This window comes from Mesorhizobium sp. WSM4841 (assembly GCF_055811515.1).
This window is the reverse complement of the sequence record NZ_JBVVQC010000004.1, coordinates 259,307-277,672: the sequence shown is the minus strand read 5'-3', so window position 1 is coordinate 277,672 and position 18,366 is coordinate 259,307. Positions and strand designations below refer to the sequence as shown.

Below are 18,366 nucleotides of genomic sequence, written 5' to 3'. Positions count from 1 at the left end.
GGCATTCCACAATAGGCTTCTTCCCTGCTACCAATAGTTTCGTGGCAACGTGGCAACATTGAGGGAGATGTCGGTGCTTTTTCCAAAGCTCGTGGCGGCGATAGCCGCAGTTATTATCCTGCCGTCTCAGACTTGCGCGCTGGAGAATACATACCTGCCCGTTGAGAAGGTGCCGTATTATGAGGAAATGCCTGGCCAGCCCCACCGACTGGGTCCCTTATGGGGCAAGCGCGATGTGGGTCCGGCCGGAACGCTGCTGAAAGTCCCCGGGGGATGGCAAGCACCCATACATGCACATACGGCAGACTATCAGGGCGTTGTCATCGAGGGCACCTGGAGCCACTGGGTGCCCGAAACGGGCGAGGGCAAAGGCATCGAACTGCGGCCCGGATCATATTGGACCCAGAAGGCAGACCAGATGCATGCCGATGCCTGCATGTCCGAAGAGCAGTGCGTGATCCTTCTTATCAACACCGAGCCTTATTCCACTTTTTTCAAGAGCCGGTAGCTGGGCAACAACTATGCAGTGTGACCTGGACGGGCAGAGGCCCAATGGCTACCAAGCGTCGGGTTGTCACCACTAGAACGACTAGCGTTCCGCCAGTTCCGGAACCCGCACCGGCTCATGCCGCCAGCAGCGACTTCAGCTTGATCGTTTGCGAACCGAGCGCCTCAGGCGCCGGCTTTGCCCTTCTTGCGATCAGCATCTCGGCCAGCCTTATGTCGCGGGCGACCGCGTTGCCCGGGCCGATGCCGCTCGCTGCGACGAGCCTGCCGTCCTGCGCCAAATGGAACAGGATGAAGGCGCCGTCGTCGAGATCGCGACGCACGACCTTGCTGCCCTCGTCCGAGAGCCCAGATATCTGCAAGGTCAAGCCGTACTGATCCGACCAGAACCATGGCACCGCCGCGTGGGCCTCACCGGCGCCGAGCATGTTCCTGGCCGCAAGCGCGCCCTGCTCCTGCGCGTTGCGCCAGGCTTCCAGCCGCACGCGCCGGCCGCCATAGACGGCAACCGGAAACGAGCAGCAATCGCCGGCGGCGAAGATGTCCGGATCGCTGGTGCGAAGCGCGGCATCGACAGCTATGCCGTTATCGATCGTCAGCCCCGCCTCCGCGGCAAGTCCGGTCACCGGCACGGCGCCGATGCCTATCACCGCCAGATCGGCGACGATGTCCTGCCCGCCGGCAAGCGCGATGCGCACCTGGGCGCCGTCGTCGGCGATCGCAGCGATCCCGTCGCCGCACAGGATTTTGACGCCTTCGGCTTCATGCGCCTCGTGGATGATTTTGGCGATCTCGGCCGGCACGCCGCGAGTCAGGATGCGCGGCTGCGCCTCAATGATAGTGACCGTGGCCCCCAGCCTGCGTGCCGCGGCGGCAAGCTCGAGGCCAATGAAGCCGCCGCCAACGATGGCAATGCGGTTTCCGGCGCTGAGATGAGCGCGAATGGCCAGCGCGTCGTTGAAGGTCCGGAGATAGACACAGCGCGCGCCAAGCCCCGGCATCGGCAACTTGCGCGGCACCGATCCGGTTGCCAGCAAGAGCTTGTCGTATGGCAGGATCGAGCCGTCCGACAGGCGCACGCCATGCGCCGCGCGGTCGATCGCGACCGCCTGAACCGAATGGATATGCCGGATCGATCTCTCGGCCAGGATCTCATCGCTGGCGATCGCTTTGATCACGGGCACATCGCTGGCCATCGCGTCTTTCGACAGCGGCGGCCGCTCATAGGGCAGATGCGGTTCGTCCCCGACAAGCGTCACCGGCCCGTCATAGAAGAGATCGCGCAGCGCCAAGGCAGCCCGCCCGCCGCATTCGCCGGCACCGATGATCACCATCCCCTTCGTCATCACCGTCACCCGATCTGAATGAGGATTTTGCCGGCGTCGAGCTTGACCGGATATGTCCTGAGATTGACGCAGACCGGCGCGCCCCTGGCCGCCCCGGTCTTGTAGCTGAAACGGCCATTGTGCTTCGGGCATTCGATGATGTCGTCCATCACCAGCCCGTCGGCCAGATGCACCTTCTCATGCGTGCAAAGACCGTCCGTTGCGAAATATTCGTCGTCGGGGCTGCGATAGATGGCGAAGGTGCGGCCGCCATGGTCGAACCGCATCACGTCCTCTTCGTCGATGTCTTCGGCGTCACAGGCCTCGACCCAGTCGCTCATTGGTCCTCCCGGCAGAATTTTGCTTGGTCAACTTGCCCGGTACGGGCGCATCTCATTCCGCTGCTGCCGCGACAGCATCGTTATCGTTGTGGAATTCCTCACGATAGGGCTTCGCGGTCGGCGGCAGCGCGCGCTTGAGGAAATAGTCCTCATTCCGCAGCTGGCGCAGAAAGGCAGGTATCATCTCGCGATAGCCGGCCAGGATCGACGGCGTCGGCGCCGGCAGATCGTGCCTGATCAGCTCATGCAGCCTCGGCAGCGCATGATAAGGCACCATCGGAAACATGTGATGCTCGACATGGTAGTTCATGTTCCAGTAGATGAAGCGGCTGATCGGGTTCATGTAGACGGTGCGGCTGTTGAGGCGGTGGTCGATGACATTTTCGGCGAGGCCGCCATGCTGCAGCAGGCCAGTCATGACGTGATGCCAGGCGCCGTAAAACCGGGGCAGCCCGACCAGCATCAAGGGCAGGAACGAGCCGCTATAAAGTGCCAGCGCGATGGTCGCGGCATAGACCGCGGTCCAGATGCGGGCAATGCGGATCGCCTTCGGCTGCTCCTGCTCGGGAATGAAGGTCTTTTCCGCCGGGCTGATGATGCCGGCCGCATTGCGAACCATGTCGCTCATGGCATGCCAGGCATCGACAATGCCGAAGAAATTGAGCACGACGCGCAACAGGTCCGGTGGGCGCATCACCGCGATTTCCGGATCGCGGCCGACGATGATCGTATCGGTGTGATGCCGCGTATGGCTCCAGCGCCAGGTCACCGGATTGCGCATGATCATGAAGCAGGCGATCTGATAGATCGCATCATTCATCCACTGCGTCCTGAACGCGGTGCCGTGACCGCATTCGTGCCAGCGTGAATCGGTAGAAGAGCCGTAGAGGACGCCATAGACGAAGAAGAACGGCACGCACCACCATGTGCCCCAGAACCAGGCGCCGCCCGCGCCGCTCAGGATCAGGGCGCCGAGCCAGATGGTGGTGTCGCGGATCGCTGGCCCGTCGGAGCGCTGCATCAGCTCCTTCATCTGCTTGCGGGGCACGTCGGTGTGATACCACTCGGCCGCGGCCAGCCCGGTCTCGACGGCAAGCTTCGCGTCGCGGCCGAGCAGGCTGTAGTCTCGCCGAGACGGTGCTGCGTCCATCGTTGCGTCCATCGGAGTGCCTCCACCAGCGTCCTGCGATCCGCCCCGGCCAATGACCGGGCCGCGGTCGTAAGCATCGTAGGCTAGAAATAACGCCAAGCCATGATAGGCTCAATGTCACAAAGATAGTTTCTATCATTTCCCATCAGAATGATGTAAACTTTGGCAAGCGGAGAGACAGCCATGGCAAAACGGCCGACCATCACCGATCTGGCGCGCGCCTCCGGCGTCAGCGTCGCCACCGTCGACCGGGTGCTAAACAATCGCCTGCCGGTGCGCGAGGAAACCGCACGCCGTGTCTATGAGGCTGCAACCGATATCGGCTATCACGCCGCCGGACTGATCAAGCAGCGGATGCGCCAGGAACTGCCGGAATATCGGCTCGGCTTCCTGCTGCTGAGGGGCAATGATGTCTTCTACAGCGATTTCGCGCGGGAGCTCGAACTGGCGGTGTCGCAATCGCAGCGCTTCCGCGGCGTCGCAACCATCGACTTCGCCAGTTCGCTGGCGCCCGACGAGATCGCTGCCCAGATGCGCAAGCTGGCGGCGAAATCCAGGGCCGTCGCCCTTGTCGGTCCGGACCATCCGACGCTGACGGCAGCCGTCGAGACCCTGAAGGCAAGGGGGCAACCCGTCTTCTCCCTGCTATCCGACTTTGCCGCCGGCATCCGCGAAGGCTATGTCGGCCTCGACAACCGCAAGGTCGGCCGCACCGCGGCCTGGATGATCGCCAGGGCGGCGAGGAAACCCGGCAAGGTCGCCCTTTTTGTCGGCAGCCATCGCTTCCATGGCCATGAGCTACGCGAGATCGGCTTCAGATCATTCTTCCGCGAGCATGCGCCGGAATTCACGGTGCTGGAGACGCTGGTCAATCTGGAGGCCAACCAGGTGACCCATGATGCGATGATCGATCTTCTGGCGCGGTACCCGGATCTTGCCGGCTGCTACGTCGCCGGCGGCGGCATGGAAGGCGCGGTCTCGGCGCTCAGGGCAGCGAGGCCCGTAAATATGCCGGTGGTCGTCTGCAACGAGATCAATGCCGAGTCGCGCGCGGCGCTCGCCGACAACATCCTGACCATGGTGATTTCGACGCCGCTGGCAGCACTATGCCGCGAGCTTGTCGGGCTGATGGCGCATGCCATCGAGGCAGGCGCTGCCAATGCGCCGGGCCAGACCTTCCTGCCCTTCGATATCTATCTACCGGAAAACATCTAGGTTCGGGCAAAACGTCTGGGCTCAGACAGGGATCCAGGTTCAGATCGGGCACCACGATGCGTCGGCAATGATGTGAACCATCAACCTGATGGATTCTTGCAGAAGATTTGCCGGCCCTCAGCCGCGTTATCCGAAAATCCGGCATCCGCTTTCGGAATCTCCTTGACGCCCGCACGCAGAATGGAATAAATATTTCACCAGATAGGTATTTTGGTTCTTTCGTTCCGGAACATCTGTTTCAACGGAGGGCTTGGCGCTCCAGTCAACGCGGAAATCGCCATCAGGAACGGAGATGGCAATCGGGAGAGATTCCCCGGAAGATCGGGGATTCCGGGTAGATCGGTGCAGCCGGACACCAATTCTGTGGAGGAGAAATAAAATGAAGAAACTGCTTTTGGGCGTCGTGTTTTCGGCGCTGATGAGTTCGTCCGCCCTCGCGGCCAAGATCGGCGTGTCGATGGCGCTGTTCGACGATAATTTCCTCACCGTGCTGCGCAACGGCATGATCGAGCAGGCCAAGGGCATGGACGGCGTGGAGCTGCAGGTCGAGGACGCGCAGAACGACGTCGCCAAGCAGCTCGACCAGATCAAGAACTTCGTCGCCTCGGGCGTTGACGCGATCATCGTCAATCCGGTCGACACCTCGGCCACCCAGGCGATGTCGGACGCCGCGGCTGCGGCCAAGGTTCCGTTGGTCTACGTTAACCGCGAGCCGGTCAATGTCGACACGCTGCCGGACAACCAGGCTTTCGTCGCCTCGAACGAGGTTGAGTCAGGCACTCTCGAGACCCAGGAGGTCTGCCGCCTGTTCAAAGAGGCCGGTAAGACCGAGGCCAATGTCTACGTGATCATGGGCGAGCTGTCGAACCAGGCCGCGGTGCAGCGCACCAAGGACATTGACGACGTGATCGCCACTCCGGAATGCAGCTTCATCAAGATCATCGACAAGCAGACGTCGAACTGGAAACGCGAGGAAGCGCAGAATCTGATGACCAACTGGCTGTCGACCGGCACGCCGTTCGATGGTGTGATCGCCAACAATGACGAAAGCGCCATCGGTGCCATCCAGGCCATGAAGGCTGCCAACATTGACATGAAGTCGGTTGTCGTCGGCGGCGTGGACGCCACCCAGGACGCGCTTGCCGCTATGCAGGCGGGCGATCTCGACGTGACCGTGTTCCAGGATGCGGCCGGTCAAGGTGCCGGGGCGCTGGACGCAGCGCTCAAGCTTTCCAAGGGCGAGGCGGTTGAACAGAAGGTCTACATCCCGTTCCAGCTGGTCACGCCGGCAAACATCGACAAGTTCCTGCAGAAGAACTGAGGCAGAGGACCGTTTTTCGATAGGGAGCGGCGCGTCAGAGCATCGGACCGGTTTTTAGGAAATCCGATGTTCGAAACAAGAGCATCGGGAAATCCGATGCTCAAAACAAAGGGACGGCGCCGCTCCTTTTTCTCTCATCGCCGTAGACAGGCGGGAGGGCGACTGCTGACGGAGGAAGCAAGATTTGGCACAGACAACCCATGGCGTCGGCGGACTGAGCTATGATGCGAAGAAGCGCACATGGCCTGCCGAATTCAACGTTTTCCTGGCGCTCATCATCCTGGTCGGCGCCTTCGAGCTGATCGGCCGCGTCTTTCTTGGCGACAGCTTCCTGTTCAACACCCGCGCCAACGTCGATACGATCTTCAACGAAGCGCGCCTGCAGATCATCATCCTGCAGGTGTCGATCGTCGGCATCATCGCCATCGGCGTGACGCAGGTGATCATTTCCGGCGGCATCGACCTTTCTTCGGGTTCGATCGTCGGCGCCACGGCGATGATTGCCATGAGTTTCGCCCAGGTGGCGACGGTCAACGGCAACCCTAACCCCAAGGCGATGTTCATCGAGCAGGGCTGGACTGACCTGCCGGTGATCGTGCCGGTGCTCGTCGCGATCGGCTGCGGCCTGCTGGCCGGCCTGGTCAACGGCTCGTTGATCGCCTACACGCGCATTCCGCCGTTCATCGCCACGCTCGGCATGATGGTCACGGCGCGCGGCATCGCGAAATGGTGGTCCAAGGGGCAGCCGATCTCGTTTCCCACCGAAAGTTTCGCCGCGATCGGCAAGGGGCTGATGCCGGTCATCATCTTCATATCGCTGGCGATTCTGTTCCAGCTGATCCTGTCATACACCAGGTACGGCAAGCACTGTTATGCCATCGGCTCCAACGAGGACGCCGCCCGCATGTCCGGCATAAATGTCCAAAACCACAAGATCCTGGTCTTCGTCATTGCTGGCATCCTCGCCTCGCTCGCCGCCGTGGTGCTAAGCTCCAAGAACCTCACCGCTCAGGCCGGCATGGGCGTGATGTACGAGTTGGACGCCATCGCGATGGCTGTCATCGGCGGCGTCTCGCTGTCGGGCGGCCGCGGCTCGATCATCGGAACGGTGATCGGTGCGCTGATCTTCGGCGTCATCATCTCCGGCTTCACCTTCCTGCGCCTCGACGCCTACTACCAGGAGATGGTCAAGGGCGTGATCATCATCGGCGCAGTTGTTCTCGACCAGTGGCGCCAGCGCCTGCGGGCAATGAGGGCTTGATCATGTCGGACATCGTCCTGAAGACCGAAAACCTGACCAAATACTATGGCGGCGTGCATGCGCTCGAAAGCGCGAACTTCGAACTGCGCAAGGGCGAGCATGTCGCCATCATGGGTGACAATGGCGCCGGCAAATCGACCTTCGTGCGCCAGATCACGGCGGTCGAGCAGCGCACCAGCGGCAAGATCTGGTTCGACGGCAACGAAGTGAACTTCGCCGGTCCGATTGCGGCGCGCGAGGCCGGCATCGAAACCGTGTTCCAGAACCTGGCGCTTGCCGATGATCTCGACGTGCCGTCGAACCTGTTTCTCGGCCGCGAAAAGGTGCTTTTCAATCTCGGGCCTTTCTCGATCCTCGATCGCAAGTTCATGCGCAAGGCGACCGAGGCAGCGTTGGTCCGCACGGCGGTCAAGATTCCCAACCTTTCCAACACCATCCGCCACATGTCGGGCGGCCAGCGCCAGTGCGTGGCGATCGCCAGAACGGCGACGTTCGCTTCCAAGCTCATCATCATGGACGAGCCGACGGCAGCCCTCGGTGTGCAGGAGACGATGCAGGTCGAAAACATCATCCGCACGTTGAAAGCCAATGGCGAGCCGCTGATCCTGATCAGCCACAACATGCGCCAGGTGTTCGACCTTTGCGACCGCATCGTCGTCTTCCGGCGCGGCCGCATCGTCGCCAATCTGCGCAAGCAGGACACCGACGGCAACGACATTGTCTCATACATCACCGGCGCCAAGACCGGGGAGGCGGAACTTGCGGCCTAAGGCGGCGCCGGATCATCGGCTCGCCGCCGAACTGCCGCGATCCGAAAATCGCCAGCGGCTCTGTGCCTGAGGCCAGGCGCGACACACTTCTTTTCGAACCATCCTCAAAGGAAATTCCCATGCCTCTCCGCTTCGCTCTTCTCGGTGCCGGTCGTATCGGCAAGGTCCACGCCCGCGCCGTGGGCTCCAATCCGCAGGCCAAATTGGTCGCCGTGGCGGACGCCTTTGAGAAGGCGGCGACGGATCTGGCGTCAGCCTATGGCGCGGAAGTGCGCACCATCGAGGCGATCGAAAAAGCCGGAGATGTCGACGCGGTCATCATCTGCACGCCGACCGACACCCATGCCGATCTGATCGAGCGGTTCGCCAAGGCCGGCAAGGCGATCTTCTGCGAGAAGCCGATCGACCTGGACGCCGGCAGAGTGGAAGAATGCCTTGAAGTGGTCGACAAAGCCGGCGCCACTTTGATGGTCGGCTTCAACCGCCGCTTCGATCCGCATTTCGCCGCCGTGCGCAAGGCGATCGACGATGGCGCCATCGGTACGGTCGAGATGGTCACCATCACGTCGCGAGATCCCGGCCCGCCGCCGCTCGACTATATCGGCCGCTCGGGCGGCATTTTTCGCGATATGACCATCCATGATTTCGACATGGCGCGCTTCCTGCTCGGCGAGGAGCCGGTGGCGGTCAGCGCCCACGCCTCAGTGCTGGTCGACAAAAAAATCGGCGAGGCCGGCGACTTCGACAGCGTCAGCGTCATCCTCGAAACCGCCTCCGGCAAGCAGTGCATCATCTCCAATTCGCGGCGGGCCACCTATGGCTACGACCAGCGCATCGAGGTGCACGGCTCGAAAGGCATGATCGCGGCCGAGAACCAGCGGCCGGTGTCGATCGAACTGGCCAATGAGAAAGGCTATACGCGCCCGCCGCTGCACGACTTCTTCATGACCCGCTACCTCGACGCCTATGCCAACGAGATCGCTGCCTTCATCGCCGCGACGACATCCGGCAACAAAGCGGCGCCGAGCGGCAAGGACGGGCTCGTCGCGCTGAGGCTGGCGGACGCAGCACTGAAATCGGCTAGGGAAGGCAAGACCGTCCGCCTCGACAAGACAATCTAAGTATCAAGCACAGGAGCAAGGCGATGAACGGTTCAGCCGGTCGCAATTCCGAAACACGCGCCATCGTCACCGGCGGCGCGCAAGGCATCGGCTTCGCCGTCGCCGAGGCGCTGGCCGACGAGGGCTGCCGCGCGCTGGCGCTGGTCGGTCGTTCCCAGGAGAAAGGCGATAGGGCTATCGCCGCACTTGGGAAAAACGGCGTCGACGCCATCTTCATCGGCGCCGATGTTTCCAAAGTGGCCGACTGCAAGCGGGCCGTCGAAACGGCGATCGCTCATTTCGGCACCATCAACGCGCTGGTCAACGCCGCCGCCACCTCGGCGCGCGGTTCGCTGGTCGAGACGAGTGAAGAGCTTTTCGACACGATCTTCGCGACCAATGTGCGCGGTCCCTTCTTCCTGATGCAGGGCGTGGTGGCGCAGCTGCTCGCCCGCAAGGCGCCTGGCTCGATCGTCAATGTCCTGTCGATGTCCGCGCATTGCGGCCAGTCGTTCCTGGCGCCCTATTCGTCGAGCAAGGGCGCATTGGCGACGCTGACCAAGAATGTCGCCAATGCGTACCGCAGCAACCGCATCCGCTGCAACGCGGTGCTGCCCGGCTGGATGGACACCGAGGGCGAGGCGATCGTGCAGAAGAAATGGCACGATGCACCTGACAATTGGCTGGAAAAGGCCGAGGCCGCGCAGCCGATGGGCCAATTGGTGAAGCCGGACCAGCTCGCCCGGCTGATCAGCTATATGGTCAGCCCGCAGTCGGGCGTCATGACCGGGTCGCTGGTCGACTACGACCAGAACATCGCCGGATCGTCGCCAGAGTAGGATCAGCCGAGTAGCCTCATCGTCCAGAAGCAGCTCGGCCATGCGTCGGCCGAGATGACCCGAATATATCAACGCCGGCGCGATCGGTTCGACCAAACTCACCAAGGCACCCGGGCTCTGAAAAACCCTCTCCTTCCCTGTTGCCGCCGTATCGCCATCCCCATATAGTCAAGATGGTCAGAATGGTCATGGAGGTCGAAATGCTGGCTGCGCCCAAAGAGGATACCAATTGGACGGTCGCTGGGGCAAAAGCCCGGCTCTCGGAGGTTATCGAACGCGCGCAGTCATCGCCGCAGACGATCACCAGAAACGGCAAACCAAGCGTGGTTGTCGTCTCGGCCGAGGAATGGCAACGGAAGACCGCGCGCAAGGGTACGCTTGCGGAGTTCCTGCTGGAGTCGCCGCTGCGCGGCGCCGATCTCAACCTTGAGCGTCAGCGCGACGAACCGCGTGATCTGCCGCTGTGAGGCTACTGCTCGATACGAATGTCCTGTCCGAGGTGACAAGGCCGGTGCCGGACGCACGCGTTCTGGACTGGCTGGACGGGCTTGATGAGGACCGCTCATTCATTAGCGTCGTGTCGATCGCCGAGATCCGACGCGGCGTCGCCCTCATGGATGAGGGCCGGAAACGCGAGGCTCTGGCCCAATGGCTCGCTCAAGACCTGCCGCAGCGCTTCGAACAGAGGGTTCTTCCTGTGGACGAACCGGTTGCCTTGGCCTGGGGGGACCTGATGGGCCTTGCGAAGCGCCGCGGTCGCGGTCTGTCGTCGATGGATGGCCTGATTGCAGCCACCGCGATTGCGCAGGAGCTCACCTTGGCAACGCGTAATACGAACGATTTCGAAGGCTTTGGGATCGAACTCTTCAATCCCTGGACTGCATGAACCGCTCAGCGCAGCATGTTGGGCCTTGAAGATAAGCAGTCTATTTCATGCCCCACCAAACCCGCCGGTGTTCACGCCATTATCAGTAGCCTTATCAGACGTGACAAGCGCCTCGGCTTCGGCTATAGGACGCGCATGATCAACTCGACCGCCTCGTTCTGGTACTTTAGCGACTTTAGCTCGCTGGCGGCGGGAGGATTGCGCTCGATCTGAAGATTGCAGCATCAAAATCCGAACAGCCGCCAGACCTGGCGGCTTTTTTTGTTTCAGCCGGCAGGTCTCCCAATCAGGAGCAGAGAGCCGTGTTGACGACCACAGATGATCTTCGGGTCAAGGAAATAAGGGAATTGAGTACGCCGGACCAGGTGATGCGGGAGATACCGCGCACGCTGACGGCGACGCGCACCGTGACCGCGTCACGCAACGCTATCCACGCCGTGCTGACCGGCACTGACGATCGGCTGATCGTTGTCGCCGGCCCCTGTTCGATCCACGATCCGGCCGCTGCCGTGGACTATGCCAGCCGCCTGGCGACGCTGCGCGAGAGCCTGTCGGACCGGCTGGAAATCGTGATGCGCGTCTATTTCGAGAAACCGCGCACGACGGTCGGCTGGAAAGGCCTGATCAACGATCCCGACCTGGACGGCAGCTTCAACATCGACAAGGGCCTGCGGATGGCGCGCAATGTGCTCTCCGCCGTCAACAATCTCGGCCTGCCGGCAGCGACCGAATTCCTCGACATGGCCACCCCGCAATACATTGCCGATCTCGTCGCCTGGGGCGCGATCGGCGCGCGCACGACCGAGAGCCAGATCCATCGGGAACTCGCATCAGGCCTGTCCTGCCCGGTCGGCTTCAAGAACGGCACCGACGGCAATTTGCGGATCGCCGCCGAGGCGGTGAAATCCGCCGCCGAGCCGCATCATTTCATGGCGGTGACGAAGGGCGGGCGCAGCGCCATCGCGACGACCACCGGCAACGAGGACTGCCACGTCATCCTGCGCGGCGGCATTCAGCCCAATTATGACGCGGCAAGCGTCGCCGCCGCCAGTGCGGAACTCGCCCGGATCGGTGTCGCGCCCCGGCTGATGATCGATGTCAGCCACGCCAACAGCAACAAGAAGCAGGAGAACCAACCGAAGGTAGCGGCTGACGTGGCGGGCCAGGTCGCGGCAGGCGACGAGCGCATCATCGGTGTCATGATCGAGAGCAACCTCGTTGCCGGCCGACAGGATGTCGTGCCCGGCAAGCCGCTCGTCTACGGCCAGAGCATCACCGATGGCTGCATCGACTGGGCAACCACCGAGACGGTGCTGCACAGCCTTGCCGACGCCGTCGAGCGGCGCCGGGCAGCGCGCCGGGCCCTGGTCGCCAGCCGCCCGGGAGCGGCTTGAAGCTTTCCCCTTCTCCCCTTGTGGGAGAAGGTGGATCGGCGCGCAGCGCCGAGACGGATGAGGGGTGTTCGAAGGAACGCTGTGTTAAGATATCGAATGATTTTAAGCTCTTAGGACTTCAAAATAGCGATCTGTCCAACACCCCTCATCCGACCGAGCTTCGCTCGGCCACCTTCTCCCACAAGGGGAGAAGGGGAGCCAACGTCGGCGTTACCTCACATCCACCCAGCGCTGCTCCTTGAACGAGCGTGCCATGGCATGCACGGTGCGCTCGATCTCCAGGCCCTCGTCGAAATCGATGATCCGCGCCGGTTTGCCGGCCAGCCTGGTCAGCAGTTCTCGGCATTCGATGATCTTGAGGTCGTTGAAGCCAAGCCCGTGGCCGGGCGCCGGCAGGAAGGCATCGTAGGGCTTGTGGTGCGGCGCCACCAGGATGGTCCGGTAGCCCTGCTCGGTTGGGCGGTCGGCTGTGAGATAGAGCTGGAACTCGTTCATCCGCTCCTGGTCGTACAGGATCGAGCCCTTCGAGCCGAAGATTTGGACGGCGATCCGGCCTTTGCGGCCCCAGGCCGAACGGCTGACCAGCAGCGTGCCGGCAATGCCGTTTTCGAGATGCATCAGCACGCTGGCAATGTCGTAGGTCTCGACCGCGCGGCGCCCGCCCGACGCGACGCGGCGATCGGCATAGGGTTTTGCCATGTCGCACATGACGCGGGCGACGCGGCCGAACAGCACCGCGATCAGCGACAGCGGATGCACGGCGAAGTCGTCGAGCGCGCCGTAACCGGACGCTGCCTCGTGCTTCCAGAAGAACAGCGCTTCCGGGTCGGCCATGAAATCCTCGTCCATCTCGATGCGCAGATGATTGACCTCGCCGATGATCTTCTCGTCGAGCAGCGCACCGATATGGCGGATTGCGGGATTCTGGATGTAATTGTAGCCGAGAGCCGCCACCTTGCCGGACTTTTGCGCCGCCGCCGCCATGGCTTGCGCCTCCGCAAAGCCCGGCGCCATCGGTTTTTCGCACCACAGGTGCTTGCCGGCCTCAAGGATGGCGATGGCCATTTCCGGGTGGAACTGGTTTGGCGTGGTCAGCGAGACGACATCGACTTCCGGGTCGTTGACGACGGCGCGCCAGTCACCGGAGGCCTTGGCAAAGCCGAATTCGGTGGCACGGCGCTTGGCAAGACCCTCGTCGACCTCGCCGAGACGGACCAGCCTTGGCTTGGCCACGTCGGGAAAGACGGTTCCGACCGCGTTCCAGGCGATGGCGTGACACTTGCCCATGAAGCCTGTGCCGATAAGGCCTACTCCGACCATTTCCCTTGTCTCCGTCGCCAGGAAGATTTTGTGTGGATGAATTAGTCCATTTTATCCAGAAATGGAACGCATGCCTCATTTTTTATGGCCTTCTTGCACAGGCTCGCTATGATGGGGCACACACGGCATCGACTGATGGGCCTAGGCGGAGCGACGATGGACGAACGGGTGCCCCGCGATTTCGAGACGCTGCGTACGACGATCCTGGAACGGCGCCATAGCCTGCCCAAGCGTATCGCGCAGATCGCTGCCTATGCGCTCGACAATCCCGACGATATTGCCTTCGGCACCGCCGCCAGCATCGCTGCCTCCGCCGGCGTCCAGCCGTCGACCCTGATCCGCTTCGCCCAGCAGCTCGGCTTCGACGGCTTCACCAGCCTGCAGCTGGTGTTTCGCGAGCGCCTGCGTGAGCGCAATTCGTCCTATGACGAAAGGCTGGCGGCATTGCGCGCCAAGGCCGAGGAAGGCGCCGGTCACCGGGCGATCTTCGACGGCTTCGTCGCCGCGGCCAGCACCTCGCTCAACGATATTTCAGGCAGGTTGAACGAAGAGCATTTCGAAGATGCGATCGCCTTGCTGGCCAAAGCGGAGACCGTCTATGTGCTGGCCAAGCGTCGCTCCTATCCGGTCGCCTCCTACATCGCCTATGCGCTGGGCAAGCTCAAGATCCGCAACCAGCTGATCGAATCGGCCGCCGGCCTCAACGCCGAGATGATCGGCTTTGCCTCGCCCCGGGATGCCGTCATCGCCATCAGCTTCTCGCCCTATGCCCCGGCGGCCATCGAGGAGGCGCGCGTCATCTCGGAGCAAGGCGTGCCGATCGTGGCGATCACCGACAGCTCGTTCTCGCCGCTCGCCCAGTTCGCCAAGGTCTGGTTCGAGGTCGCCGAGGCCGATTTCGCCGGCTTCCGCTCGCTGTCGGCGACGATGGCGCTGGCCATGGCGCTGACTGTCGCGGTTGGCGAGAAGCGGCGTGATGCCGGCCGCAAGCGCAAGACCTAAATAACCTCTACGGCTGCTTCGCCTCCCGCCACAAGCCGCGCTGCGTCGCGTGCGGGTGGCGACCCGAACTGACGGGCATACTCCCGGCTGAACTGTGAAGCACTCTCGTAGCCAACGGCAAAGGCGACCTGTGCCACGTTGCCCGGTTGGGCAACCAGCAGATGGCGGGCCTCCAGCAGCCGGATTTGTTTTTGATACTGGATCGGGCTCATGGCCGTCGCCGCCTTGAAGTGGCGGTAGAACGCAGCGTTGCTCATATGGGCAATTTCGGCCAGATCTCCGACCCGGATTGGCTGATGGCAGTGCTCCCGGATCCAGGCAATCGCCTGGCCAATCCGCGACAGATGGCCATCGGCGCGCGCCAGCTCGCGAAGCTTTCCACCTTGCGGGCCCTGCAGGAGCCGAAACAACATCTCGCGTTCGAGCATGGTCGCCAGCACAGGAATCTCCGCTGGCCGGTCAAGCAGCCGCATCATTCGACGCAACGCATCGAGCATCTCATCATCAACGGGAGAGGTGGAGAAACTGTCGCCGCCAAGCGCCGGCCCGAGCTCGACGAGGAGCGCGGCGACAGCCTGCAGGTCAAGGGTCAAGCCAATGGCCAGGTAGGGGCGCGCGGCGCTCGCTTCGACTATCTGGCTGATGGTGGGCGTGTCGACAGTGTAGATGAAATAGCTGGCGCGATTGTAACGAAGAGCCCGGTCGCCGATCAGAACCGTCTTCGCGCCCTGCAATACGAATAAGATCCCCGCCCCCCAAACGCCTGGCAATGGTGCCGTGGTGACCTCACTGCGGCCGATCGAAACGCGGGGGATCGCCGTTGGTGTTCGTCGCCCGCGCGCATGGCGGACGGCGATCTCGATCAACTCCTGCAGCGCCTCGCTCATTGCGCCAGCATCGCGCATTCGCGCCGGCCGCGCAACAGCGTGAGAGGATTAGGCAAGAGCTGGAGAGTTTCCGGCGCGCGGCGTTCCCTGCGCCGCGCCATCTTCAGTCTTCGACATGGATAGAAGGAGGTTCCCAAAATGACGACGTCGAAAAACGCGCTGGTGACCGGCGCCAACAAGGGTATAGGCCACGAAATCGCCCGGCGACTGGCGACGATGGGCTTTAAGGTCTGGCTTGGCGCCAGGGACGCCAAACGCGGCATGGCAGCAGTGCAAGCCCTGCGCGCCGAAGGCCTGGATGTCCAGTGGCTTGAGTTGGATGTTACACAGGACGAAAGCGTCGCGGCTGCCGCTAGAGTTGTCAGTGCGGAAAGCCCCTGCCTCGACGTGCTCGTGAACAACGCCGGCATCGCCGTCAATTACGACCTGCCGCCGAGCCAGCAGCGGATCGCCGACATCCAGCCCACTTATGACGTCAATGTCTTCGGCCCAATCCGCGTGACGCAGGCCTTCTTGCCGCTGCTGATTGCAGCGCCGGCTGCCCGCATCGTGATGGTGAGCAGTTCCACCGGGTCGATCGGCCGGGCGCTCGATCCCACCACCGCGAACCACGCTGTCAATATGATGGGCTACGGCAGCTCCAAGACGGCCTTGAATGCCGTCACCGTGGCGTTTGCCAGGGAGCTCGCGCCGCAAGGCATCAAGGTCAACGCCGCGGCGCCCGGCTACACCGCCACCGATCTCAACGGATATAAAGGTCACCGCACGGTGCAGCAGGCGGCCGAGATCGTCGTTCACCTGGCGACCCTGGGCGTCGATGGTCCGACCGCCGGGTACTTCAACGACGATGGCCCGCTTCCTTGGTGAAGGGAGCAGCTCCGTGTTGACATCCGCGGGGCGCTCTGGTGGCAGATACTCGACGACTTTCTTCTGATTTGAAAGTTTCACCGTACATGCCTTGCGCGGCACTTTTCAGCAAAGGAATACGTGTTCCATATTGACTATGGATTGGAATTATTATTTCATATTGCCGGCGCCACGCTGCCGCTCGCGCGTGTTACCCAAGACAACAAGGCTGATGGGAGGTTCGAATGGGCGAAGCCGTGGACGCGAAACATGCGCCGCTCGACGTTATCACCATTGGCCGCGCCTCCGTCGATCTCTATGGCCAGCAGATCGGCTCGCGCCTGGAGGACATCACCTCCTTTGCCAAGTCGGTCGGCGGCTGTCCGGCCAACATTTCGGTCGGCACGGCGAGGCTCGGCTTGCGCTCGGCGCTGCTCACCCGCGTCGGCGACGAGCAGATGGGCCGCTTCATCCGCGAGCAGCTGACGCGCGAAGGCGTTTCCGTGGCCGGCCTCAGGACCGACCCGGACCGGCTGACGGCGCTGGTGCTGCTGTCGGTCGAGGACGAAGGCGTCTCGCCGATGATTTTCTACCGCACTGACTGCGCCGACATGGCGCTTGCGGAAGACGACATCGACGAAGCGTTCATCGCCTCGGCGCGTGCCATCGTCGTCACCGGCACACATTTTTCGCGCCCCAACAGCGATGCCGCACAGCGCAAGGCGATCCGCACTATCAAGGCCAAGGGCGGCAAGGTGGTGTTCGACATCGACTATCGGCCGAATCTCTGGGGCCTTGCCGGCCATGCCGAAGGGTTCGAACGCTACGTAAAATCCGACCGGGTCTCCGCCCAGCTGAAGACAGTGCTGCCCGACTGCGACCTCATCGTCGGCACCGAAGAAGAGATCATGATCGCCTCCGGCACTGACGATTGCCTGAGTGCGCTGATGACGATCCGCTCGCTGTCCAAGGCCACCATCGTCTTGAAGCGCGGCGCCATGGGCTGCATCGTTTATGACGGGCCGATCAGCGACGATCTCGAAGACGGCATTGTCGGCAAGGGCTTTCCGATCGAGGTCTACAATGTGCTCGGCGCCGGCGACGCCTTCATGTCGGGCTTCCTGCGCGGCTGGCTCGGCGGCGAAAGCCTGGAGACGGCGGCGACCTGGGCCAATGCCTGCGGCGCTTTCGCCGTGTCGCGGCTGCTCTGCGCGCCGGAATACCCGACCTTCGAGGAATTGCAGTTCTTCCTGAAGAACGGCAGCAGGCATCTGGCGCTGCGCAAGGACGCGGCGATCAACCATATCCATTGGGCGACGACGCGCAGGCGCGACATTCCCTCGCTGATGGCGCTGGCTTGCGACCACCGTATCCAACTCGACGATATCGCGGCGAAGGCCGGTGCCGACCCGTCGCGCATCCATGATTTCAAGGTGCTGACGGTCAAGGCGGCGGCGAGGGTTGCTGCCGGCCGCGCCGGCTATGGCATGCTGCTCGACGAGAAATACGGCCGCGAGGCGATGTTCGAATTCGCCCGCCATTCCTTCGCCTGGCTTGGCCGGCCGGTCGAGCTGCCGGGATCTCGGCCGCTTCGTTTCGAATTCTCGCAGGACATCGGCTCGCAGTTGATCGAGTGGCCGGTCGACCATTGCATCAAGTGCCTGTGCTTCTATCACCCCGACGACCCGGAGCCGCTGAAAACCGAACAGCAGCAGAAGCTCAAAAGCCTGTTCGAGGCCGCGCGGAAAGTGGGCAGAGAACTTCTCATCGAGATCATTGCCGGCAAGCACGGCGAACTCGACGACACGACGATCCCGCGCGCGCTGGAAGAACTCTATGCGCTTGGCATCAAGCCCGACTGGTGGAAGCTCGAACCGCAGGCTTCGGCCGGCGCTTGGGCCAAGATCGAGGCGGTGATCCTGAAGAACGATCCATGGTGCCGCGGCATTGTGCTGCTCGGCCTGGAAGCGCCGCAGGACGAGCTGGAAGCCGCCTTTGCCGCCACCGCCAAAGCGCCCATCGTCAAGGGCTTCGCCGTCGGCCGCACCATCTTCATCAACGCAGCCGAACAATGGCTTGCCGGCAAGATGTCGGATGAGGAGGCGGTGGCCGACATGGCATCACGCTTCGAGAGACTGACCGAGGCATGGCTTGCCGCGCGCGGCCGCAAAGCAGCATAAGAAGGCGCGGCATAAGGACTGC

18 protein-coding genes and 1 pseudogene are annotated in these 18,366 nt (G+C 62.6%); 14 read left to right on the top strand and 5 right to left on the bottom strand.

The window, feature by feature from the left end:
- Window positions 1-73 precede the first annotated feature (73 nt).
- Window positions 74-508, top strand: coding sequence for a DUF4437 domain-containing protein (locus tag AC0L14_RS06975; RefSeq protein ID WP_473749005.1), 435 nt, complete (start codon window positions 74-76; stop codon window positions 506-508).
- A 115-nt stretch (window positions 509-623) separates the two neighbouring features.
- On the opposite strand, the gene AC0L14_RS06970 is transcribed toward AC0L14_RS06975, so the two are convergent.
- Genes AC0L14_RS06970 through AC0L14_RS06960 form a run of 3 tightly spaced genes read right to left on the bottom strand, consistent with a single transcriptional unit; the run spans window position 624 to window position 3,335 of the window.
- Complete coding sequence (locus AC0L14_RS06970; protein ID WP_473637280.1) at window positions 624-1,853, bottom strand: NAD(P)/FAD-dependent oxidoreductase; 1,230 nt, start codon at window positions 1,851-1,853, stop codon at window positions 624-626.
- A gap of 5 nt (window positions 1,854-1,858) precedes the next feature.
- Complete coding sequence (locus AC0L14_RS06965) at window positions 1,859-2,173, bottom strand: Rieske (2Fe-2S) protein (protein ID WP_292210939.1); 315 nt, start codon at window positions 2,171-2,173, stop codon at window positions 1,859-1,861.
- Between the two features lie 52 nt (window positions 2,174-2,225).
- Window positions 2,226-3,335 (bottom strand): fatty acid desaturase family protein, encoded by a 1,110-nt coding sequence (locus AC0L14_RS06960; protein ID WP_473749004.1) that lies wholly within the window; start codon window positions 3,333-3,335, stop codon window positions 2,226-2,228.
- A gap of 171 nt (window positions 3,336-3,506) precedes the next feature.
- Here AC0L14_RS06960 and AC0L14_RS06955 point away from each other — a divergent pair, with 171 nt between their 5' ends.
- The 10 genes and pseudogenes from AC0L14_RS06955 to AC0L14_RS06910 all read left to right on the top strand — a co-directional run bounded on the left by AC0L14_RS06955 (window position 3,507) and on the right by AC0L14_RS06910 (window position 12,109).
- Window positions 3,507-4,538, top strand: coding sequence for a LacI family DNA-binding transcriptional regulator (locus AC0L14_RS06955; protein ID WP_473484498.1), 1,032 nt, complete (start codon window positions 3,507-3,509; stop codon window positions 4,536-4,538).
- 379 nt (window positions 4,539-4,917) lie between these two features.
- Window positions 4,918-5,859, top strand: a complete 942-nt coding sequence (locus tag AC0L14_RS06950; RefSeq protein ID WP_473484500.1) for a sugar ABC transporter substrate-binding protein — start codon at window positions 4,918-4,920, stop codon at window positions 5,857-5,859.
- 184 nt (window positions 5,860-6,043) lie between these two features.
- Window positions 6,044-7,120: an ABC transporter permease gene (locus AC0L14_RS06945; RefSeq protein WP_473749003.1), complete on the top strand. Its 1,077-nt coding sequence runs from the start codon at window positions 6,044-6,046 to the stop codon at window positions 7,118-7,120.
- Window positions 7,121-7,122: 2 nt separating this feature from the next.
- On the top strand, window positions 7,123-7,890 hold the full coding sequence (locus AC0L14_RS06940; RefSeq protein WP_292403122.1) for an ATP-binding cassette domain-containing protein: 768 nt from the start codon (window positions 7,123-7,125) through the stop codon (window positions 7,888-7,890).
- A 119-nt stretch (window positions 7,891-8,009) separates the two neighbouring features.
- A complete protein-coding gene (iolG, locus tag AC0L14_RS06935; protein ID WP_473749001.1) occupies window positions 8,010-9,011 on the top strand; it encodes an inositol 2-dehydrogenase in 1,002 nt (333 codons plus the stop codon).
- Window positions 9,012-9,034: 23 nt separating this feature from the next.
- Window positions 9,035-9,829, top strand: coding sequence for an SDR family oxidoreductase (locus AC0L14_RS06930; protein ID WP_473749000.1), 795 nt, complete (start codon window positions 9,035-9,037; stop codon window positions 9,827-9,829).
- 21 nt (window positions 9,830-9,850) lie between these two features.
- Window positions 9,851-9,950, top strand: a pseudogene (locus AC0L14_RS06925) (integrase); the annotation flags it as partial.
- A gap of 61 nt (window positions 9,951-10,011) precedes the next feature.
- Window positions 10,012-10,296: a type II toxin-antitoxin system prevent-host-death family antitoxin gene (locus tag AC0L14_RS06920; protein WP_473748999.1), complete on the top strand. Its 285-nt coding sequence runs from the start codon at window positions 10,012-10,014 to the stop codon at window positions 10,294-10,296.
- Window positions 10,293-10,715, top strand: a complete 423-nt coding sequence (locus tag AC0L14_RS06915) for a PIN domain-containing protein (RefSeq protein WP_473748998.1) — start codon at window positions 10,293-10,295, stop codon at window positions 10,713-10,715. Before AC0L14_RS06920 ends, AC0L14_RS06915 begins: the two co-directional genes overlap by 4 nt.
- A 302-nt stretch (window positions 10,716-11,017) precedes the next feature.
- Window positions 11,018-12,109 (top strand): 3-deoxy-7-phosphoheptulonate synthase, encoded by a 1,092-nt coding sequence (locus AC0L14_RS06910; RefSeq protein WP_473748996.1) that lies wholly within the window; start codon window positions 11,018-11,020, stop codon window positions 12,107-12,109.
- 210 nt (window positions 12,110-12,319) lie between these two features.
- On the opposite strand, the gene AC0L14_RS06905 is transcribed toward AC0L14_RS06910, so the two are convergent.
- Window positions 12,320-13,429: a Gfo/Idh/MocA family protein gene (locus AC0L14_RS06905; RefSeq protein ID WP_473748995.1), complete on the bottom strand. Its 1,110-nt coding sequence runs from the start codon at window positions 13,427-13,429 to the stop codon at window positions 12,320-12,322.
- A 156-nt stretch (window positions 13,430-13,585) separates the two neighbouring features.
- Between AC0L14_RS06905 and AC0L14_RS06900 the strand changes: the two genes are divergently transcribed.
- The gene (locus AC0L14_RS06900; protein WP_473748994.1) at window positions 13,586-14,431 is read left to right on the top strand and encodes a MurR/RpiR family transcriptional regulator; all 846 of its coding nucleotides are present in this window, start codon (window positions 13,586-13,588) and stop codon (window positions 14,429-14,431) included.
- On the opposite strand, the gene AC0L14_RS06895 is transcribed toward AC0L14_RS06900, so the two are convergent.
- Window positions 14,428-15,318, bottom strand: coding sequence for an AraC family transcriptional regulator (locus tag AC0L14_RS06895; RefSeq protein ID WP_473748992.1), 891 nt, complete (start codon window positions 15,316-15,318; stop codon window positions 14,428-14,430). The genes AC0L14_RS06900 and AC0L14_RS06895 overlap by 4 nt on opposite strands.
- Window positions 15,319-15,456: 138 nt before the next feature.
- Here AC0L14_RS06895 and AC0L14_RS06890 point away from each other — a divergent pair, with 138 nt between their 5' ends.
- Complete coding sequence (locus AC0L14_RS06890) at window positions 15,457-16,185, top strand: SDR family oxidoreductase (RefSeq protein WP_473748991.1); 729 nt, start codon at window positions 15,457-15,459, stop codon at window positions 16,183-16,185.
- Window positions 16,186-16,409: 224 nt separating this feature from the next.
- On the top strand, window positions 16,410-18,344 hold the full coding sequence (locus AC0L14_RS06885) for a bifunctional 5-dehydro-2-deoxygluconokinase/5-dehydro-2-deoxyphosphogluconate aldolase (protein ID WP_473748989.1): 1,935 nt from the start codon (window positions 16,410-16,412) through the stop codon (window positions 18,342-18,344).
- Window positions 18,345-18,366: the final 22 nt, after the last annotated feature.

Bases quoted from the DNA above. Each gene is read 5' to 3' on its own strand.
- AC0L14_RS06970 (WP_473637280.1), bottom strand. From the start codon at position 1,853: ATGACGAAGGGGATGGTGATCATCGGTGCCGGCGAATGCGGCGGGCGG.
- AC0L14_RS06965 (WP_292210939.1), bottom strand. From the start codon at position 2,173: ATGAGCGACTGGGTCGAGGCCTGTGACGCCGAAGACATCGACGAAGAG.
- AC0L14_RS06960 (WP_473749004.1), bottom strand. From the start codon at position 3,335: ATGGACGCAACGATGGACGCAGCACCGTCTCGGCGAGACTACAGCCTG.
- AC0L14_RS06955 (WP_473484498.1), top strand. From the start codon at position 3,507: ATGGCAAAACGGCCGACCATCACCGATCTGGCGCGCGCCTCCGGCGTC.
- AC0L14_RS06950 (WP_473484500.1), top strand. From the start codon at position 4,918: ATGAAGAAACTGCTTTTGGGCGTCGTGTTTTCGGCGCTGATGAGTTCG.
- AC0L14_RS06940 (WP_292403122.1), top strand. From the start codon at position 7,123: ATGTCGGACATCGTCCTGAAGACCGAAAACCTGACCAAATACTATGGC.
- iolG (WP_473749001.1), top strand. From the start codon at position 8,010: ATGCCTCTCCGCTTCGCTCTTCTCGGTGCCGGTCGTATCGGCAAGGTC.
- AC0L14_RS06930 (WP_473749000.1), top strand. From the start codon at position 9,035: ATGAACGGTTCAGCCGGTCGCAATTCCGAAACACGCGCCATCGTCACC.
- AC0L14_RS06920 (WP_473748999.1), top strand. From the start codon at position 10,012: ATGGTCATGGAGGTCGAAATGCTGGCTGCGCCCAAAGAGGATACCAAT.
- AC0L14_RS06905 (WP_473748995.1), bottom strand. From the start codon at position 13,429: ATGGTCGGAGTAGGCCTTATCGGCACAGGCTTCATGGGCAAGTGTCAC.
- AC0L14_RS06900 (WP_473748994.1), top strand. From the start codon at position 13,586: ATGGACGAACGGGTGCCCCGCGATTTCGAGACGCTGCGTACGACGATC.
- AC0L14_RS06895 (WP_473748992.1), bottom strand. From the start codon at position 15,318: ATGAGCGAGGCGCTGCAGGAGTTGATCGAGATCGCCGTCCGCCATGCG.
- AC0L14_RS06890 (WP_473748991.1), top strand. From the start codon at position 15,457: ATGACGACGTCGAAAAACGCGCTGGTGACCGGCGCCAACAAGGGTATA.
- AC0L14_RS06885 (WP_473748989.1), top strand. From the start codon at position 16,410: ATGGGCGAAGCCGTGGACGCGAAACATGCGCCGCTCGACGTTATCACC.